Genomic DNA, 18,168 nt, shown 5'->3' with positions numbered 1-18,168 from the left:
ATTTAAATAAAAGAAACGTTTATGGAAGACAAATTGAAAATCTTGCTTTGCGAGGACGATGAGAACCTCGGAATGCTGCTCCGTGAGTATTTGCAGGCCAAAGGTTATGTAGCAGAACTCTGCGCTGATGGTGAGGCAGGCTTCAAAGCTTTCCTTAAGACCAAGTTTGACATCTGTGTGCTCGACGTGATGATGCCTAAGAAAGACGGCTTTACATTGGCTCAGGAGATTCGTGCGGCCAATGCCGACGTGCCCATTATCTTCCTGACAGCTAAGACTCTGAAGGAAGACATTCTCGAAGGCTTCAAACTCGGTGCCGACGACTATATCACTAAGCCTTTCTCTATGGAAGAGCTTGTATTTCGTATTGAGGCCATTCTGCGCCGTACAAAGGGCAAGAAGAGTAAGGAATCTACTGTTTATCACATCGGTAAGTTCACCTTTGATACACAGAAACAGTTGCTGATGATCGGTGAGAAGCAGACCAAACTCACTACTAAAGAGAATGAATTGCTTGCACTGCTCTGCTCGCATGCTAACGAGATTCTGCAGCGTGACTTTGCCCTGAAGACCATCTGGATCGACGACAACTATTTCAATGCCCGTTCAATGGATGTCTACATCACCAAGCTGCGTAAGCACTTGAAAGAAGATGGTCAGATTGAAATCATTAATATCCATGGTAAGGGATACAAACTCATCACTCCCGAAGAGGAGTAAGCCTATAGGAATGGCGCTGGTATTGGCCGGCGCCATCCTTTTGATAGTCAGCTATCTGGCTGGGTGGACATCTAGCAATCTGGTACTACTCAGTGGTTACTTGATGGTTGTAATCGGTGCATATCTTCACATCCGAATGCAGAAAAAGAACGAAAAGTATTAAAATTAGTTAAGTATTGGGCTAATTGTCATTTGTCAATTGCTGAATCTCAATTAATTATTGTACCTTTGCACCCGCTTTAAGCATAACATTATTAATTTTTATTTTATTAAGTAGTATGAATCAATACGAAACCGTTTTCATTTTAACTCCCGTTTTGTCTGATGAACAGATGAAGGAAACGGCCGCAAAATTCAAGAAGGTCCTGACCGATAAGGGTGCAGAGATCATCAGTGAAGAGGCCTGGGGATTGAAGAAGATGGCTTATGCTATTCAGAAGAAGTCTACAGGTTTCTACTGCCTGGTAGAATTCAAAGCAGAGCCAGAAGTGATTAAGACATTGGAGACTGCTTTCCGTCGTGACGAGAAGGTAATCCGTTTCCAGACTGTTAAACTTGACAAGTATGCAGTTGAGTACGCCGAGAAGCGTCGTGCAAAGCTTGGTAAAAAAGAGGAGGCTTAAACTATGGCAGAACAGAGTGAAATCCGTTATTTGACTGCTCCTTCTATCGATACAAAGAAGAAGAAGTATTGCCGTTTCAAGAAGAGCGGTATCAAGTACATCGACTACAAGGATCCCGAGTTCCTCAAGAAGTTCCTCAACGAGCAGGGTAAGATTCTTCCCCGCCGCATCACTGGAACATCTCTGAAGTATCAGCGTCGTGTGGCTCAGGCCGTTAAGCGTGCCCGCCAGATCGCACTGCTGCCTTACGTAACCGATTTGATGAAGTAATTAAAGAGGAGGACGCAAGATTATGGAAATTATACTGAAAGAAGATATTATCGGTCTGGGATTTAAGAACGATATCGTAAATGTTAAGTCTGGCTATGGCCGTAACTACCTCATTCCTCAAGGAAAGGGCGTGATTGCATCTCCTTCAGCCAAGAAGATTCTCGCAGAGAATCTGAAGCAGCAGGCTCACAAGTTGGCTGCCCAGAAAGCTGCTGCAGAGGAGAAGGCTGCTCAGCTTGCTGGTGTAGCTCTTGAGATTGCTGCAAAGGTGAGTGCTACAGGTCAGCTCTATGGTTCTGTAGGTGCTGCTCAGGTAGCCGATGAGCTCGCTAAGCTTGGTAAGGAAGTTGATCGTAAGATTATCACCATGAAGGATGCCAAGAAGATTGGTGACTACGTGGCTCTCGTTCACTTCCATAAGGAGGTAACTGTTGAACTTCCTGTTAAGGTTGTTGCTGAGAACGCTGCTGAGCTTCAGGCTGCTGCCGAGGCTGAGGCTGCTATCAAGGCTGCTGCCGATGCAAAGAAGGCTGCTGCTGAGGTTGCTGCTGAAGAGGCAGAAGTTGAGGCTCCGGAAGCTGAAATTGCTGAAGAGGAGGCTCCTGCAGAAGCATAACTCAAAGAGTATTAAAATCATCAATTAATTAATAATTAATAATTGCTGTAAGGCATCATTATTTATTATGACGCAGCGTCCCGAGGGTCACAAGCTCTCGGGACATCTGTTTTTATTTGAATAAATGTAAAGCTGGATTCGAAAAAAGAGAGTTACATGCATAAGATGAGGTTAATAAAAAAAGAAGAGGCCACAGGACTCTCGTCCTGCGGCCTCCTGTTTCTCTCAATAGTCCGTAGATTACTGAACTGAATCAGCAGCAACAGTGTCAGCAACGAGGCTGTCAGCTACGGTGTCAACTACCTCAGCGATTGAGTCAGTGTCCTGTACAGGAGCCTGAGCCTTGTTACCACATGAAGCGAAAGAGATAGCAGCAACTGCTACGAACATGAATACCAATTTTTTCATTTTTTCTAAGCTTTTTAAATCTGTAAAACAATCATTTGTTTATTAAAACGATGCAAAGGTAATCATATTTTTAATACAACGTATCATTTTTTTCGTTTTTTTTTCGACCTTTTTTGTAACTTTTTAGCAATGCACTGAAAATCAATAAGATATGAAATGTTAAAAATTGCATTATATGCCTGCCTATCGGAAAAATACTAAAAATTGATGATAATCGGGAAAAAAGATGTACCTTTGTGGCCGTAAACAGAAACACCTATTTTATATATGATAGATACATCGGCCTTTCAAGGTAAGACGGCTGCCTATTATACACTTGGCTGCAAATTGAATTTCTCAGAGACATCTACTTTTGGGAAGATGCTTCAAGAGTTGGGGGTACGGACAGTCAGAAAGGGAGAACGGGCAGACATCTGTCTGATCAATACTTGTTCCGTGACTGAGGTTGCTGACAAGAAATGCCGCCAGCAAATTCATCGTATGGTAAGGGAGAATCCTGGAGCTTTTGTTGTGGTGACAGGTTGTTATGCGCAGTTGGAGGCTGAAGAGGTTGCTAAGATTGATGGAGTCAGTCTTGTGCTGGGGTCTAACGAGAAATCTAGTCTGATTCAGTTCTTATCCGATGCTTGGAGTTCTGGAGGTGAGCGGAATGTGTTTACCCAGAAGACAAAGAATATCAAGACCTTTGCGCCGAGTTGCTCGAGGGGTAACCGTACACGATATTTCCTGAAGGTTCAAGATGGCTGCGACTATTTCTGTACATATTGTACCATACCTTATGCCAGAGGATTCTCAAGAAATCCGACAATTGCCTCGTTGGTGAGTCAAGCAGAGCAGGCTGCAGTTGAAGGCGGTAAGGAAATTGTATTGACTGGAGTAAATATTGGCGATTTCGGCAAGACTACGGGTGAAAGTTTCATCGATTTGGTGAAGGCACTCGATGACGTAGAGCAGATTCGGCGATATCGTATCAGTTCGCTCGAGCCAGATTTGTTGTCGGATGAGCTGATTGAGTATTGTGCTCAGAGTAGGGCTTTTATGCCTCATTTTCATATACCTCTGCAGAGTGGTAGTGATACTGTATTGAAACTGATGCATCGTCATTATGACCGACAGCTGTTTGCAGACAAAATACACTTAATTAAAACACACATGCCAGACGCATTTATCGGTGTTGACGTAATGGTGGGGTGTAGAGGCGAGACGCCTGAGTGTTTTGAGGAAACGTATGAATTCTTGCAAGCACTTGATGTTACGCAGTTGCACGTGTTTCCATACTCAGAGCGCCCAGGGACATCGGCCTTGAGCATTCCTTATGTAGTGAGTGAGAGGGATAAGAAGTTGCGCTCGAAACGATTGCTGGAAATGTCTGATGAAAAGACCGTTGCTTTCTATCAGAAATATATTGGTCAGGAGGCAGAGGTGTTGTTTGAGAAAGCAACGAGAGGTAGGGCAATGCATGGATTTACAAGGAATTATATCCGAGTTGAATTATCGCCTAAAGAGGCCGATCCGGCATTAGACAATCAACTGATTAAGGTTAGGTTGGGTGAGTTGACTGCCGACAAACAGTCACTCAAAGTCTCTATTATATAAATAATTAAGGTACGCGTGAAATGGAGAAGGTGGCAATTGTGATTCTAAATTGGAATGGCGAGGCAATGCTCAGAAAGTATCTGCCGTCGGTGTTGCAATATTCAAAAGGTGAGGCTGCTGTCTATGTGGCCGACAATGCTTCGACCGATCATTCGATGGATATGCTCAGAACACATTTTCCTGAAGCACGACTTATCCAGTTGGAGAAGAACTGGGGATTTGCAGAAGGCTATAACAAGGCTCTTCAGCAGATAGAGGCTGAGTACTATCTTTTGCTGAATTCGGATATTGAGGTGACACATCATTGGCTGACGCCAATGACGGAATATTTGGATAGTCATCAGGATATTGCGGCATGTCAGCCGAAGTTACTTTCTATTTCAGACAGGGATAGTTTTGAGTATGCGGGAGCGAGTGGGGGATACCTCGACCGCTTTGGTTATCCTTTCTGCCGTGGTAGAATTTTTGAAACGGTAGAGGAGGATAACGGACAATACAATTATGCCTCAGACATTTTTTGGGCAACGGGGGCTGCTCTGATGATTCGTTCTAAGGATTATTGGGAAGTTGGTGGACTTGACGGCCGCTTTTTTGCTCATAATGAAGAGATTGATCTCTGTTGGCGATTGCGTATTCGTGGTCGCAGAATAGTCTGTTTGCCGGAGAGCTATGTTTACCATGTAGGAGGTGGCACTTTACCGAAGGCTAACCCGATGAAGACATTTCTGAATTTCCGCAATAATCTAACGATGCTCTACAAGTGTCTGCCAGATGAGGAACTGAAACCTGTGATGCGATGGCGCTGGTGGCTTGATTATCTGGCAGCTTGGGAGATGCTGATATTGAAGCGGAATTTGGGAGATTTTAAAGCGGTGTATCGGGCACGACGGGCATACAAACACTGGCGGAAAAACTTTGAGTCTGATCGTATGACGATTCAGAATAGCCGTGTGGCAAAAGAAATACCAGAGCAAAGACCATTCTCTTTACTCTGGCAGTATTATGTAAAAGGACGTAAGGTGTTTAGTAGTCTACCTTAACAGGTTGCAATATCTCTTTTTTCCAAGCTTTGAGAAAGGCAAACCATTCTTGCGCTGAGTGGTAGCCGAAGGTTTCGTTGTCGGAACAGTAGATAATTTTGTAGTTGAGATGTTTGTTGGGCGTATTAACTACAAAAGCATAATTATCTATATTGGCAGGCTCTTCGCTTTTGATGAATGCTTGAGGAATATAGATGCCTAGTCCGACGGTCTCGGGCTTGAAGTTTTCATGGTCGCTTGAAGGCCAGTCGGTACCCCAACAAGCTCGGAGTCCTTTTTGGTCAGAGAATTCCGCAGATTCCTTCACATTGATAATACCCGTTGAAAAGAGATAGTCTTTAACATCTTTGTCGAAGAATACATCGACATCAGTGTCGCGATGACCGGCATATTGGGTGTAGCGAAGAGTCATTGTGATGGTTGGCTTATCAGTGTAAGGCTTCCATTTCTTGTCAATAACTTCGACAATGGTACGCAGTGGACCATAAGAGATGATGCGCTGAGTGCGACTGCTGACTGGATCGATCATAGTTGGCTGCTGACCGTCCCAGCCACGGAAGGCCCCCAGCCCAAAGGTGTTACCTACCCAAAGCACGTCGTCGCCATATCCTTCTGTCTTTTGTCCTTTAGATGTATAGAATTGTGTGTCTTTTAGTTCCAACCGCTTCTGGTATTTACCATAGAGATCAAGTGTTTGGCGACTGTCGAAGTAAATACGTATGCCGTTGAGCTCACTTTCAAAGTCTACACCATGGTGGTGTTGTATGTTGTAAGAGTTGGCACAGTCGCCTCGGGCCGTAATGGACTCAATGAAGTTGTTGTGCTTGTTTTTTTCCTTTACTTTGTCGTTGCGGAGCAGCATCTCTGCGTAGACACGGGCTGGATATTGACGTGGCTCACCTTCGGCATAGAGTTTTATAGAGTATTTTTTCTGCTCTTTACCTTTAAGGTTGGCGAGAAAGCATAGCTCATCGAAAATATCGTCCTGATTCAGATCGTCGAGTTGACAGGGTATTTCCTGACTTCCGGCAGAAACAACAGCCGACTTGATGTCGCCATATTTGCTCAGAGGAATAACAATAGGTTCGTCAATCCGGTCGTTTCTTGACGGGTTACTGATATGAATGGTTAGTACCTGTTGAGCAGAAGCTACGGTTGTTATAAGGGCAAGGAATGTTGCCGAGAGTGTTCTTTTCTTCATTTGTTATGTTTGTTTTAGTGATGGACAAAGGTACTTAAAATCATTCAAACCACGCTCTTTTTTTACACAAATAAACAAAAGTGTGCAGTTTATTATACTATTTTTTATCTTTTTTAGGTTAAAATTTGGATTTTAAAATAATTTTTAGTAATTTTGCGTCGTTATTTAACATATATATAACATTTAGTTTAGTGCATAAGATATATTATTTTCTATTGATAGTCATGCTGGGATGTATCAGTTGTGAATGGCAGTTCATGTCAGAAGATGATTATGAGATTGCTGTTGACCGCTATGACCGTGTGCAGAGTCTGTATTTGACTACAGGCGATTTTTCAGCATTACAGCAGATGAATACTGTATATCCTATGCAAACCCGCACGCTGATAGAAGATGTTCTCCATATAGGAAAGGTGAATGACCAGCAGATCAACACGAAATTCCTACGATTCTATCAGGACTCAGTCCTACAGTTTCTGATAGCAGAGGCAGAACAGCAATATGCTAGTATGGATGATATTAATAGGGATTTGACTTCGGCATTCAAATATCTGAAAGAGAACATCCATGGAATGGAGGCTCCAGAAGTGTATGCCCAAATAGGCGCATTGGACCAGAGTATTATAGTTGGTAATAATACGATAGGCATCTGTCTTGATAAGTATCTCGGTTCAGACAATCCTCTATATTTGAAAGCTGAATATGGGTATTCGAAAGAACAATTATCGATGATGAACCGCCACTACATTGTACCTGATTGTGTGGGATTCTATCTCTTAAGTTTATATCCGATGCCAACAGACAGAGAGATGAGCCAACTGGAGTGTGACCTCCACATGGGTAAGATTCAGTGGGTGGTGAATAAAGCTATGGGTAAGCGGGCATTTCAGAACAGATATGTACAGAAGATTCAACGCTATATGTCGCAAAACAAGAACGTTAGCTTGGATATGCTATTGAGAAACAACAATTATCAGGATTTTCAGTGATTCTTGAAAAATAATCATTATCTTTGCACCGTGAAACGGAAATAATTAAATACAAAGGATAATGATAAAATCAGTATTAGGAAACTTTATGTTAGTGAGTCTTTTGGCAATAGGTGTCCCATCTGTTGCTGGGGAGAATTTTAACTTGAAAGATATTACGGCAGGCAAGTTCCGTTCGAAGACGATGACTGAAGTTCGACAGATGGCCGATGGGGAAACCTATGCTCAGATTAGTGATGATGGGAAACGGATAGTAACCTATTCATTCCGTACTGGAAAGGAGACTGGTGTTTTATTCGATGCGACAACAGCCCGTGGTGCTTCTATTGAACAGGTGGAGGGTTATATTCTGAGTCCTGATGGCAGTCGTATGTTGATACAAACACAGACCAAGCCTATCTATCGTCGCTCATATACCGCTACCTATTATATATATAATGTAAGGAACAACAAGTTGGAGCCGCTTTCAGACGGTGGCCCTCAGCAAACACCAATGTTCTCGCCCGATGGAAATCTAATAGCTTTTATAAGGGATAATAATATCTGGTTGGTAAAGTTACTATATGACAATGCAGAAAGTCAAGTGACGAAAGACGGCAAGCGCAATGAAATAATTAATGGTATTCCTGATTGGGTATATGAGGAGGAGTTCTCTACTAATTCGTCAATGGTATTCTCAGCCGATTCGCGACAGATTGTTTGGATACGCTATGACGAGAGTGCAGTGAAGCAATATTCCATGCAGCTTTTTAAGGGGATGAAGCCAGAGCGCTCTGAGTTTGCTGAATATCCAGGAGACTATACATATAAATATCCTGTTCCTGGACAAGTGAACTCGAAAGTCAGTGTGCATAGCTATGACATTCAGTCGCACCAGACGAGGACAATAGCTGTTCCGATGGACGTCGATGGCTATATCCCACGTATCAAGGCGACGAGTGACCCGTCGAAGGTTGCCGTCTTCACAATGAATCGTCATCAGGATGTGCTTCGTATATATATGGCTAATCCATTATCTACCGTTTGCCAGTTGGCTATTGAAGATAAGGTCGATAAATATATTAAGGAGGAAACACTGGAAGACGTATTGTTGACAGACAAACATATTCTGTTGCCCAGTGAGCGTGATGGCTATAATCATTTGTATCTTTACAACCTGAATGGTCAGTTATTGCGACAGATTGTAACCGATAAGTATGTGGTGAAGAGTGTTTATGGCTATGACGAACAGACTGGTGATACCTATTTTGCCGCTAATCCGAAAGGTCCTACCGATCAGCAGGTAATGGTCGCTCATGCCAATGGTAAAATAGAAGTGCTATCAAAGCGATCTGGCGTAAACAATGCAATCTTTAGCAAGAATTTCAAGTTCTTCATCAATATATGGAGCGACCTTGACCATCCTGTTCAGTATACACTCTGTCAGAACAATGGTAAAACTCTACAGACGATGATTGACAATCACGAACTGGTAGAGACGCTTTCTGCTTATGATTTAGGAAAGAAAGAACTCTTTACGTTTACCACTTCTGAGGGTGTTCAACTTAATGGCTGGATGGTAAAGCCTGCCGATTTCGACGTCTCAAAGAAGTATCCGGTCATCATGTATCAGTATGGTGGTCCCGGTAATCAGCAGGTGCTTAACCAATGGGGAATCGGTATGAATGGCAATGGCGCGATTCTAGAGCAGTATTTGTGTCAGCAGGGGTATATCTGTGTCTGTGTTGATAATCGTGGTACTGGTGGACGTGGTGCTGATTTTGAGAAGTGTACCTATCTGAGATTAGGCGAACTGGAGTCTCGCGATCAGGTTGAGACTGCTTTGTGGTTGGGGCAGCAGGCTTATGTCGATAAAGATCGTATCGGCATCTGGGGCTGGTCCTATGGTGGATGGAATACATTGATGTCAATGTCTGAGGGGCGTCCTGTGTTCCGTGCCGGTGTGGCTATAGCACCACCAACCTGTTGGCGCTATTATGACTCTATCTATACAGAACGATATATGCGTACTCCTAAGGAGAACCAGAAAGGCTACGACGAAGTGAATCCTATTGCCCGGGCTTCGCAATTGCATGGTGCACTGCTCCTCTGTCACGGTCTAGCCGACGACAATGTACATTATCAGAATACGGCAGAATATGTAGAGGCACTTGTTCAGGCCGATAAGGATTTCCGCCAGTTGGTCTATACCAACCGCAATCACAGCATTTTCGGTGGCAATACTCGTAATCACCTGTTCCGTCAGGCCATCAACCATTTTAATGCAGAATTGAAATGAGATGTTGTAGGTTCTTGTTTTGTTGCTTGCTGGCCTGTTTGACGGCAAATGCCGATGCTCAGATATGCGTTGAGGTGACTAACCCTACTGATGAGTATCGTGAAGAGATCATCGAGTTGCCGCTTGATTCTGTTTGTTTGTGGTTGGGAACTAGCAGTGATAGCCTTCGTGTGCTCGATCGTGCTGGACTTGATGTGCCCAGTCAGCTGACACCTAATGGTAAATTGCTCATTGGTGCCTATGTCAGAAAAGGTGGTAAGAATACCTATACCATCAGGAAAGGAGCGACGCACGATTTCCCAATTTTTTGCGACGGAGCGCTCCATCCAGAGCGAAAGGACGACTTTGCTTGGGAGAACGACCGTGGTGCCTATCGTGTGTATGGTCCGGCATTGGAACGAACGGGTGAACGGAGCTATGGCATCGACGTGTGGACAAAAAACACCCCCGAGCTTGTGCTCAATGACCGTTATTATATAGAAGATGTGGTGATGATGCCCAAGGTCGACTCCTTACGCCGGATAGACCGTCATCGCGGCGACTCGCTTTATCGTATTAATTCCTATCACCACGATCATGGAAAGGGCTTCGACCCATATAAGGTAGGTGCTACCTTGGGATGTGGGGCGCCTGCCCTGCTGATGGGTGACAGTATCGTCATGCCATATTGTTTTGAAAGTTATGAGGTCATCACCCGTGGGCCGTTGCGCTTTGAAGTGTGTCTGCATCAGAGTCCACGTGTGGTTTGTGGTGATACCATCCGTGAGACACGCGTCATCAGACTTGATAAAGGGTCGAACTTTAACAGAATGGAAGTGTGGTATGACGGCCTTTCTAAACCTGTTTCTTTGTGTTCTGGGGTCGTCGTCCAGAAAGAAGATCAGGAATCTGTCGTTTTAGGGCGCAACTATGTGGCCTATACCGATCCGACTGATCAACCAGATGTACACCATGCCCCGCTTTATGTAGCCGCCATATTCCCCCATGGAGAAGTAGAGATAAAAAGAAAGGATGGTCATGCCTTAGGCATTATCCCTAATTATCAAGGAGGGCATTTTACCTATTATTTCGGTTCTGCATGGTCGAAATACGATGTAAGGACGGCAGAAGAATGGAACGCCAGAATCGGCTGGTTCCTCCGTTCTATAGAGCATCCGCTACAGGTTACATTGAAAAAATGATTAAATTATTAGAATAAAGATGCAGATTCTCCAAAAAGTTTGTATCTTTGCAGGCGATAATATATAACACTATTAAAATTATGAATATGAAAACATTAAAACTTTTCGGGATACTTCTAATGTTTGCAGTCGTTGGTACTGGCTTTATTTCTTGTAGTGAAGACTATGAAAGTCGTTTACCAGAGCTGTTGCTTAAAAATGTATCATTCTCAACATCCGAAAGCGGATCAGAGGAAATCCTATTAAGAAATGAAGATTTGACATTCTATGATATAAAGTCTGATCAAGATTGGTGTTATCCCAGTATTGATGTGAAGAATTCTAAGATTATCATTCGCGTATACGCCAATGAAACATACGATGATCGTACTGCCACCATCACATTGTCGGATATTAAGGATGGTAAGACTACAAGAACCTTCACTGTAAGTCAGGCTCAGATGGATTGGGTTGAACTAAAAGGAGTGAATACATTTGAAGCAGAAATGAAGGGTGGAACTATTGAGGTTCCTCTTAAAACTAACATTGGTGAAAGATATACTGTAGAAATCCCGTCGGTTGCCTCGTCATGGATCAGTGTTGTTTCAAAGACAAGAGGACTTGAGGATCGTACGCTGACTCTGAATGTTGCCAAGAATAATAGTGGTAATGTGCGTGATGCCATTATCTCCGTTGTCTATAATGATATTTCGGTACCCGTTAAGATTAGGCAGAAATTTGACCCTGTTTTTTCATTAGATGTCAATTCGATATCCATAGATGAGAATGGTGGCACATTTGAAATTCAAGTGAATGCCAATATTACCGTTGATGTTTATCCTGAGGACGATTGGGTTCAGAAGGCGGGTTATGAGGATCTTGGTGAAGACCAGTTCGTTCAGAAACTGAAGGTTCTTAAGTTTGATGAGAAGAAGGAAGAAAGAAAATGTAACGTTCTCTTTGAAAGCGCCGAGAAGTTTGGTAATAATGAATTGAGGCAATATCTGACGGTTACACAGTATAGACACCTCTTTATTAATGAAGAGGAAATCTCGGTGACCGTTGGCGACAGTCTGGATCTCGACGAACATTTGTTCAATAAGGATAAGTTGGTTCTTACATGGAAGTCGTCCGACAATGATGTCGTTACAGTCGATGCACAAGGCAGAATTAAGGCTATTGCGGAAGGTGAGGCGAATGTTACTGTTACTTCTAAGGACGGCAAACATACCGACTATGTAAAGATCATTGTTGAGAAACCGAAGGATCTGACGAAATTCCTGACCTGTAAGTGGGACACTGGTAAAGCTATTACTGGTAAGGATACTACTTATATCGTCGGTTGTACCATCTCAATGGATGCAGATGGACCTGGTATTGTCCTGAAGGGGTACACCTTCTATAACGACAGCGTAGCTCAGATGACAGTTGAGTGGGATGGTAAGTATCTTGGTCCCAATAGTAGCGTTTCTTCTACTGATGTACAGTTGAAGAAGCAGAAGAACTACTATATCGATTGGAAGTATACTTATGCCATGGGAGAATATACATTAAGATATTCAATGGATAATAAGGTGACTATTACCAAGAAAGAAAAGCCAGCAGCAACCAGAAGAAATGCTGCAAGGTCCAGAAGAAGATAAAAGTTAAAATAAAAGCCCCGCCAATCGGCGGGGCTTTTATTTTTTATTTAAGTTGTCTCAATTAATAAGCAAAGAGAGGATATTCCTTCATCTTCTCATTGACGCGAGCACGAACAGAAGCAATTACCTGCTCATTCTCAGGATCATTCAGAACTTCCTCAATCCATGCAGCAATCTGAATCATCAGATCCTCCTTGGCACCACGAGTAGTGATTGCGGGGGTACCGAGACGAATACCTGAGGTCTGGAAAGCACTCCGGCTATCGAATGGAACCATGTTCTTGTTGACGGTGATGTCAGCAGCTACGAGCGCATTCTCTGCTACCTTACCTGTCAGTTCGGGATACTTAGAACGGAGGTCAACCAGCATAGAGTGGTTGTCTGTACCACCGCTCACGATACCGAAGCCACGCTTAATCAGTTCATCTGCCAGAACCTTAGCGTTCTTCTGAACCTGTTTAGCCCACTCCTTGAACTCGGGCTGCAGAGCCTCACCGAATGCAACGGCCTTAGCAGCAATCACATGCTCCAGAGGACCACCCTGCTGACCAGGGAAAACGGCAGAGTTGAGTAATTGGCTCATCATCTTCACTACACCCTTTGGCGTTTTCAGTCCCCAAGGATTTTCGAAGTCCTTACCCATCAGGATGATACCACCACGAGGACCACGCAGAGTCTTGTGTGTTGTAGAGGTAACGATATGAGCATACTTTACAGGGTTGTCGAGCAGACCTGCAGCGATCAGACCTGCGGGGTGAGCCATATCAATCATCAGCAGAGCGCCAACCTTGTCGGCAATCTCACGCATACGCTTGTAATCCCACTCACGGCTGTAAGCGCTACCACCGCCGATAATCAACTTGGGCTTGTGCTCGAGGGCAAGGGCCTCCATCTCGTCATAGTCTACACGGCCAGTTTCCTTGTTGAGATTATAGCCGATAGGGTTGTAGATCAGACCTGATGTGTTAACGTGAGAACCGTGTGAAAGGTGACCACCATGGTCGAGGTTCAGACCCATGAAAGTATCACCTGGCTTCAGTACGGCCAACAGCACTGCAGCATTAGCCTGAGCTCCAGAGTGGGGCTGTACATTGGCATACTCAGCACCGAAAAGCTTACAAACGCGGTCGATAGCAAGTTGCTCAACCTCGTCCACAACCTGACAGCCGCCATAGTAACGGTGACCAGGATAACCCTCTGCGTACTTGTTAGTCAGGTAAGAACCCATGGCCTCCATGACCTGGTCGCTTACGAAATTCTCACTCGCAATCAGCTCGATGCCCTTCAACTGGCGCTGATGCTCTTTCTCAATCAACTCAAAAATAGTGTTGTCTCTGTTCATTGTTTTGTTTATTGGGATTATACTAACTCTACCTTATTAATGTCTTGCTCTTTCTCGCAGTAATGGCATGTCAGGATACCATCAGTCACATGAAAGTGAGTGGTCATGGGTTCGTTGTTTGTTATACATTTAGGATTGTTGCACTTCACAATCCCCTTAATCTCATCTGGGGTTACCACAGCTTTCTTTTCTACAACCTCGTAATCGCGAATAATGCTTAGAATAACATTAGGTGCCACCACTGAGAGACGTGAAATCTCATCATCGGTGAAGAACTTGTCTGATACTTTGATAATACCTTTGCTGCCAACCTTTTGTGATGGATAGTTAAATCCGAGGGTGACAGGAGTTTTCAGGTCGAAAAGCCCCAGCAGACTGGCTACCTGATAAGTCTTGTCAGCTGGTATGTGGTCGATAACGGTGCCATGCTCAATGGCTGCTACCAGTCTTTCTTTCTTGTTCATAGGATGATGGTTTTATCGTTACGTACTTCGTCGAGTGATATACCTAAGACATCACAGAAAATTGCCTCACGGGCAAAGAGCCCGTTGCCTGCTTGCTGAATATAATATGCATGAGGATTCTCATCCACATCGTAGGAAATTTCATTCACACGGGGCAGGGGATGCAGAATCTTCATATTAGGCTTTGCGTTCTTCAACATATCGTTAGTAAGCACATATACGTTCTTTACACGCTCATATTCCATCAAATCTGAGAAACGTTCTTTCTGTACGCGAGTCATATAGAGAATATCTGCGTCGGCAATCACCTTCTCATTGAAAGCCGTGTGCTCCTGATATTTGATGCCGTGCTCTTTGCAGTATAACTTATATTCATTGGGCATAGCCAGTTCCTTAGGCGCCACAAAGTGAAAGGTCGGATTAAAATGCCTCATGGCCATAAGCAGTGAATGAACGGTGCGTCCATATTTCAAATCGCCCACCATATATATATTAAGATTCTCCAGAGTTCCTTGGGTCTTATAGATGGAATAGAGGTCAAGCATACACTGTGATGGATGCTGGTGTGCTCCGTCACCAGCGTTGATGATGGGAACGGGAGCCACTTCTGAAGCGTATACAGCTGCTCCTTCTATATAATGGCGCATCACAATGACATCAGCATAATTAGAAACCATTAGTATTGTGTCTTTCAGTGTTTCTCCTTTAGTTCCGCTGGTTATTTTGGGATCAGCAAATCCAATAACGCGGGCACCAAGCCTGTTGGCGGCAGTTTCAAAACTAAGACGTGTGCGAGTTGATGGCTCAAAGAAAAGCGTAGCTACTACTTTTCCTTTTAATAGTTCCCTGTTCGGGTGCTTCTCAAACTCCTCTGCCATCTCAATCATGTAGAGTATTTTCTCTCGAGTGAGGTCGGCTATGGTTACAAAATTATGCTTTTCCATCCCTTGTTTTTATTTTGTTGGCACAAAATTACACATTATTTTTGATTTACGTGCGATAATTTAGAAGAAAATCGTAATTTTGCAGCAAGATACTTAAAAAAGTGACGATTTTATAGATATGAGAAAGCTATTTGTCTATTTTCTGTGGACATTATTAACCATTTCCGTGTTAGGAACCGCAGCGGCTTTCTATGCCATTGACAAAGGATGGATAGGATATATGCCGCCAATTGAAGACTTGCAGAACCCAATAAATCGCTTTGCAACACAGATATATTCTGCTGATGGAAGGCTGTTGGGAACATGGAACTTTAATCGAGAGAATCGTGTGATGGTCGACTATACCAAGATCTCTCCATCGCTTGTCCATGCGCTGGTTGCAACGGAGGATGCCCGATTCTATGATCACTCTGGAATCGACTTCTATGCATTAGGACGTGCAGTTATTAAACGAGGCATTCTCGGCCAGAAGAGTGCGGGCGGTGGCTCGACTATTACGCAGCAACTGGCTAAGCAGTTATATTCTGCGCATGCGAACTCTACACTTGAACGCTTGCTGCAAAAGCCGATAGAGTGGGTAATAGCTGTAAAACTTGAGCGTAACTACACCAAGGATGAGATTATTACGATGTATCTGAATTATTTCGATTTCCTTCATAATGCTGTGGGAATCAAAACCGCTGCAAATGTCTATTTCAGTAAGGAACCGAAGGATTTAACGGTGACGGAGTCGGCAACGCTTGTCGGATTGTGTAAAAATCCGTCATATTTCAACCCAGTCAGGTATCCGGAACGTAGCCGCGACCGTCGTAATGTCGTTCTTGCGCAGATGCTGAAAGGCGGTTATCTGTCTCGGGAAGAGTATGAAAAATATTCTGCGGAGCCCCTGACATTGAAGTTCCATGTGGCTGATCATAGAGAAGGACTTGCAGTGTATTTCCGCGAATATCTTCGTCGTTATATGACGGCCAAGAAGCCCGAACGTTCTTTATATCCGTCGTGGAATATGGTTAAGTATTACAACGACTCAATCAATTGGGAGACTGATCCATTATATGGCTGGTGTAATAAGAACAAGAAACGCAACGGCGATAATTACAATATCTATACCGATGGTTTAAAGGTTTACACTACCATCGATTCCCGTATGCAGCGCTATGCCGAGGAAGCAGCATATCAGCATGTTGTTAAGTTCTTGCAGCCTGCCTTCAACAAGGAAAATGCAAAGAAATCGAATGCTCCTTATTCTAATAACCTGACGGCTAGTCAGATAACTCAGATATTGAATCGTTCTATTCGTCAGAGCGAGCGATATAGGGTGATGCATGAAGATGGTGCTTCTGATGAGGAAATCAAGAAGGCTTTCCGTACGCCGACAAGCATGACCATCTTTACCTATCATGGTGATGTGGATACAGTGATGACGCCGATTGATTCAATTAAGTATTATAAGTCATTCCTTCGTACTGGCTTTATCAGTGTTTGTCCGCAGAATGGTCATGTCAAGGCATATGTAGGAGGATTGGACTATGAGCATTTCTCCTATGATATGGTGATGGATGGTCGTCGCCAAGTGGGCTCAACGATAAAGCCTTATCTTTATTCTCTGGCTATGGAGAATGGTTTTTCACCATGCGACTTGGCTCCCAATGTGCAGCAAACCTATGTCGTAGCCGGTCAGGCATGGACACCGCGAAACAGCAGTCGGGCCCGTTACGGTGAGATGGTTACCTTGAAGTGGGGACTTCAGCAGTCAAACAACTGGATATCAGCCTACCTGATGAGTAAACTGAATCCACAGGCCTTTGTTGATTTGCTTCATGAATATGGAATTCGCAATCCTGAGATACACCCATCAATGGCGCTCTGTTTGGGGCCTTGTGATATCAGTGTAGGTGAAATGGCCAGTGCTTATACGGCATTTGTCAATCATGGCATCCGTGCGGCCTGTATGTTTGTGACCAAGATTGAGGATAGTGAAGGTAATGTGATAGCCCAGTTCCAACCGCGCATGAATGAAGTTATCAGCGAAGAAAGTGCTAATAAAATGATCTATATGCTGAAGAATGTCGTAGATGGTGGTACGGCCTCTCGTCTCCGTTTCAAATATAATCTCAAAGGCGATATTGCCGGTAAGACAGGTACGACAAATAATAATAGTGATGCATGGTTTGTTGGTATCACCCCAACGCTTGTTAATGCATGCTGGGTTGGAGGCGACGATCGTGATATTCATTTCGACTCTATGGCCATGGGTCAGGGGGCTTCTGGAGCTCTGCCTATTTATGCGCTCTACATGCAGCAGGTATATAAAGATGCTCAGCTCGGATATAATGAGAATGCCATCTTCGATTTGCCAGCAGGCTATGATCCTTGTTCGTTTGTCGACGAGGTCGTAGGAAGTAATGATATTGATGAAATCTACGAATAGCCTATATATAATATATAAGGTGTAGATTTTGTTTGTAATGATTCCCGAAAACTTTAATGTTTTTGGGAATTTTTTCTTTTAAAAATTTGGATGGTATTGATATTTGTTGTACCTTTGCACTCGCTTTCGCTCAAAAACAGGGCTGAGGCACAAAAAGAAAGAGTTCTTTGAAAGATTTACATAGACAGAAGTAGTACAAGAAGCGAGAGCAGAGATGCTCTTGGGTAGAAAGAAACAAACCGTTTCAATTCTTGAATTTGGATAGTCGTTCTGAGACAGATAATGATTATATTTACAAGGCTTCTAGGAGCGAGAGAAATGAAAGTTTGCTTTCAATTTCCGAGCGACGACGAAGACTCGTAGAAAATATCAAAGATATTTTATACAATGAAGAGTTTGATCCTGGCTCAGGATGAACGCTAGCTACAGGCTTAACACATGCA

General features: G+C 43.6%; 17 protein-coding genes. 12 read left to right on the top strand and 5 right to left on the bottom strand.

Going from position 1 to position 18,168, the window contains the following annotated elements; translation table 11 throughout:
* Positions 1–21 precede the first annotated feature (21 nt).
* The 5 genes from T325_RS04725 (at position 22) to rplI (ending at position 2,229) form a co-directional block, all read left to right on the top strand.
* Positions 22–720 (top strand): response regulator transcription factor RprY, encoded by a 699-nt coding sequence (locus T325_RS04725; protein WP_036910925.1) that lies wholly within the window; start codon positions 22–24, stop codon positions 718–720.
* A 10-nt stretch (positions 721–730) separates the two neighbouring features.
* Positions 731–883, top strand: a complete 153-nt coding sequence (locus T325_RS12685) for a hypothetical protein (RefSeq protein WP_156097639.1) — start codon at positions 731–733, stop codon at positions 881–883.
* 115 nt (positions 884–998) lie between these two features.
* Entirely contained in the window at positions 999–1,343 is a 345-nt protein-coding gene (rpsF, locus tag T325_RS04720; protein WP_036910923.1) for a 30S ribosomal protein S6, read from the top strand.
* A gap of 3 nt (positions 1,344–1,346) precedes the next feature.
* Entirely contained in the window at positions 1,347–1,613 is a 267-nt protein-coding gene (rpsR, locus tag T325_RS04715) for a 30S ribosomal protein S18 (RefSeq protein ID WP_013064765.1), read from the top strand.
* A gap of 22 nt (positions 1,614–1,635) precedes the next feature.
* Entirely contained in the window at positions 1,636–2,229 is a 594-nt protein-coding gene (gene rplI / locus T325_RS04710; protein ID WP_036910921.1) for a 50S ribosomal protein L9, read from the top strand.
* Positions 2,230–2,469: 240 nt separating this feature from the next.
* Here rplI and T325_RS12820 read toward each other — a convergent pair whose 3' ends face one another.
* Positions 2,470–2,637 carry a PG1828 family lipoprotein gene (locus T325_RS12820; RefSeq protein WP_177172077.1) on the bottom strand — a complete coding sequence of 56 codons (168 nt, stop codon included), beginning with the start codon at positions 2,635–2,637 and terminating at the stop codon, positions 2,470–2,472.
* A gap of 267 nt (positions 2,638–2,904) precedes the next feature.
* On the opposite strand from T325_RS12820, the gene mtaB reads away from it, so the two are divergent.
* The gene (mtaB, locus tag T325_RS04705) at positions 2,905–4,233 is read left to right on the top strand and encodes a tRNA (N(6)-L-threonylcarbamoyladenosine(37)-C(2))-methylthiotransferase MtaB (RefSeq protein WP_036910919.1); all 1,329 of its coding nucleotides are present in this window, start codon (positions 2,905–2,907) and stop codon (positions 4,231–4,233) included.
* A 20-nt stretch (positions 4,234–4,253) separates the two neighbouring features.
* The gene (locus T325_RS04700) at positions 4,254–5,273 is read left to right on the top strand and encodes a glycosyltransferase family 2 protein (protein ID WP_036910918.1); all 1,020 of its coding nucleotides are present in this window, start codon (positions 4,254–4,256) and stop codon (positions 5,271–5,273) included.
* Here the strand turns inward: T325_RS04700 and T325_RS04695 are convergent.
* A complete protein-coding gene (locus T325_RS04695; protein ID WP_036910916.1) occupies positions 5,257–6,474 on the bottom strand; it encodes a DUF4861 domain-containing protein in 1,218 nt (405 codons plus the stop codon). The two genes, T325_RS04700 and T325_RS04695, sit on opposite strands and share 17 nt — an antisense overlap.
* 191 nt (positions 6,475–6,665) lie before the next feature.
* Between T325_RS04695 and T325_RS04690 the strand changes: the two genes are divergently transcribed.
* The 4 genes from T325_RS04690 to T325_RS04675 all read left to right on the top strand — a co-directional run bounded on the left by T325_RS04690 (position 6,666) and on the right by T325_RS04675 (position 12,544).
* The gene (locus T325_RS04690; RefSeq protein WP_036910914.1) at positions 6,666–7,463 is read left to right on the top strand and encodes a gliding motility protein GldB-related protein; all 798 of its coding nucleotides are present in this window, start codon (positions 6,666–6,668) and stop codon (positions 7,461–7,463) included.
* Between the two features lie 61 nt (positions 7,464–7,524).
* Complete coding sequence (locus tag T325_RS04685; protein WP_036910912.1) at positions 7,525–9,741, top strand: S9 family peptidase; 2,217 nt, start codon at positions 7,525–7,527, stop codon at positions 9,739–9,741.
* Positions 9,738–10,922 (top strand): DUF4861 family protein, encoded by a 1,185-nt coding sequence (locus T325_RS04680; RefSeq protein WP_036910910.1) that lies wholly within the window; start codon positions 9,738–9,740, stop codon positions 10,920–10,922. The genes T325_RS04685 and T325_RS04680 overlap by 4 nt, the downstream gene beginning before the upstream one ends.
* An 86-nt stretch (positions 10,923–11,008) precedes the next feature.
* Positions 11,009–12,544 (top strand): BACON domain-containing protein, encoded by a 1,536-nt coding sequence (locus T325_RS04675; protein ID WP_197051316.1) that lies wholly within the window; start codon positions 11,009–11,011, stop codon positions 12,542–12,544.
* Between the two features lie 61 nt (positions 12,545–12,605).
* Here T325_RS04675 and glyA read toward each other — a convergent pair whose 3' ends face one another.
* The 3 genes from glyA to pyrB are packed head-to-tail and all read right to left on the bottom strand — an operon-like array spanning position 12,606 to position 15,294.
* Positions 12,606–13,886 (bottom strand): serine hydroxymethyltransferase, encoded by a 1,281-nt coding sequence (gene glyA, locus T325_RS04670; protein ID WP_036910906.1) that lies wholly within the window; start codon positions 13,884–13,886, stop codon positions 12,606–12,608.
* Between the two features lie 17 nt (positions 13,887–13,903).
* Positions 13,904–14,350, bottom strand: a complete 447-nt coding sequence (locus tag T325_RS04665) for an aspartate carbamoyltransferase regulatory subunit (RefSeq protein ID WP_036910904.1) — start codon at positions 14,348–14,350, stop codon at positions 13,904–13,906.
* Positions 14,347–15,294 carry an aspartate carbamoyltransferase gene (gene pyrB, locus T325_RS04660; RefSeq protein WP_036910903.1) on the bottom strand — a complete coding sequence of 316 codons (948 nt, stop codon included), beginning with the start codon at positions 15,292–15,294 and terminating at the stop codon, positions 14,347–14,349. Before pyrB ends, T325_RS04665 begins: the two co-directional genes overlap by 4 nt.
* Positions 15,295–15,412: 118 nt before the next feature.
* On the opposite strand from pyrB, the gene T325_RS04655 reads away from it, so the two are divergent.
* On the top strand, positions 15,413–17,725 hold the full coding sequence (locus T325_RS04655) for a transglycosylase domain-containing protein (RefSeq protein ID WP_036910902.1): 2,313 nt from the start codon (positions 15,413–15,415) through the stop codon (positions 17,723–17,725).
* The last annotated feature ends 443 nt before the right edge of the window (positions 17,726–18,168 follow it).

Origin of the sequence: Prevotella sp. FD3004 (assembly GCF_000746155.1) — a bacterium.
Classification (GTDB): Bacteria; Bacteroidota; Bacteroidia; order Bacteroidales; family Bacteroidaceae; genus Prevotella.
This window is presented reverse-complemented; position numbering and strand designations above follow the sequence as displayed.

What these genes read in the sequence shown, in the direction of transcription:
- T325_RS04725 (WP_036910925.1), top strand. Translation starts at nt 22, where the DNA reads ATGGAAGACAAATTGAAAATCTTGCTTTGCGAGGACGATGAGAACCTC.
- T325_RS12685 (WP_156097639.1), top strand. Translation starts at nt 731, where the DNA reads ATGGCGCTGGTATTGGCCGGCGCCATCCTTTTGATAGTCAGCTATCTG.
- rpsF (WP_036910923.1), top strand. Translation starts at nt 999, where the DNA reads ATGAATCAATACGAAACCGTTTTCATTTTAACTCCCGTTTTGTCTGAT.
- rpsR (WP_013064765.1), top strand. Translation starts at nt 1,347, where the DNA reads ATGGCAGAACAGAGTGAAATCCGTTATTTGACTGCTCCTTCTATCGAT.
- rplI (WP_036910921.1), top strand. Translation starts at nt 1,636, where the DNA reads ATGGAAATTATACTGAAAGAAGATATTATCGGTCTGGGATTTAAGAAC.
- T325_RS12820 (WP_177172077.1), bottom strand. Translation starts at nt 2,637, where the DNA reads ATGAAAAAATTGGTATTCATGTTCGTAGCAGTTGCTGCTATCTCTTTC.
- mtaB (WP_036910919.1), top strand. Translation starts at nt 2,905, where the DNA reads ATGATAGATACATCGGCCTTTCAAGGTAAGACGGCTGCCTATTATACA.
- T325_RS04700 (WP_036910918.1), top strand. Translation starts at nt 4,254, where the DNA reads ATGGAGAAGGTGGCAATTGTGATTCTAAATTGGAATGGCGAGGCAATG.
- T325_RS04695 (WP_036910916.1), bottom strand. Translation starts at nt 6,474, where the DNA reads ATGAAGAAAAGAACACTCTCGGCAACATTCCTTGCCCTTATAACAACC.
- T325_RS04685 (WP_036910912.1), top strand. Translation starts at nt 7,525, where the DNA reads ATGATAAAATCAGTATTAGGAAACTTTATGTTAGTGAGTCTTTTGGCA.
- T325_RS04680 (WP_036910910.1), top strand. Translation starts at nt 9,738, where the DNA reads ATGAGATGTTGTAGGTTCTTGTTTTGTTGCTTGCTGGCCTGTTTGACG.
- T325_RS04675 (WP_197051316.1), top strand. Translation starts at nt 11,009, where the DNA reads ATGAAAACATTAAAACTTTTCGGGATACTTCTAATGTTTGCAGTCGTT.
- glyA (WP_036910906.1), bottom strand. Translation starts at nt 13,886, where the DNA reads ATGAACAGAGACAACACTATTTTTGAGTTGATTGAGAAAGAGCATCAG.
- T325_RS04665 (WP_036910904.1), bottom strand. Translation starts at nt 14,350, where the DNA reads ATGAACAAGAAAGAAAGACTGGTAGCAGCCATTGAGCATGGCACCGTT.
- pyrB (WP_036910903.1), bottom strand. Translation starts at nt 15,294, where the DNA reads ATGGAAAAGCATAATTTTGTAACCATAGCCGACCTCACTCGAGAGAAA.
- T325_RS04655 (WP_036910902.1), top strand. Translation starts at nt 15,413, where the DNA reads ATGAGAAAGCTATTTGTCTATTTTCTGTGGACATTATTAACCATTTCC.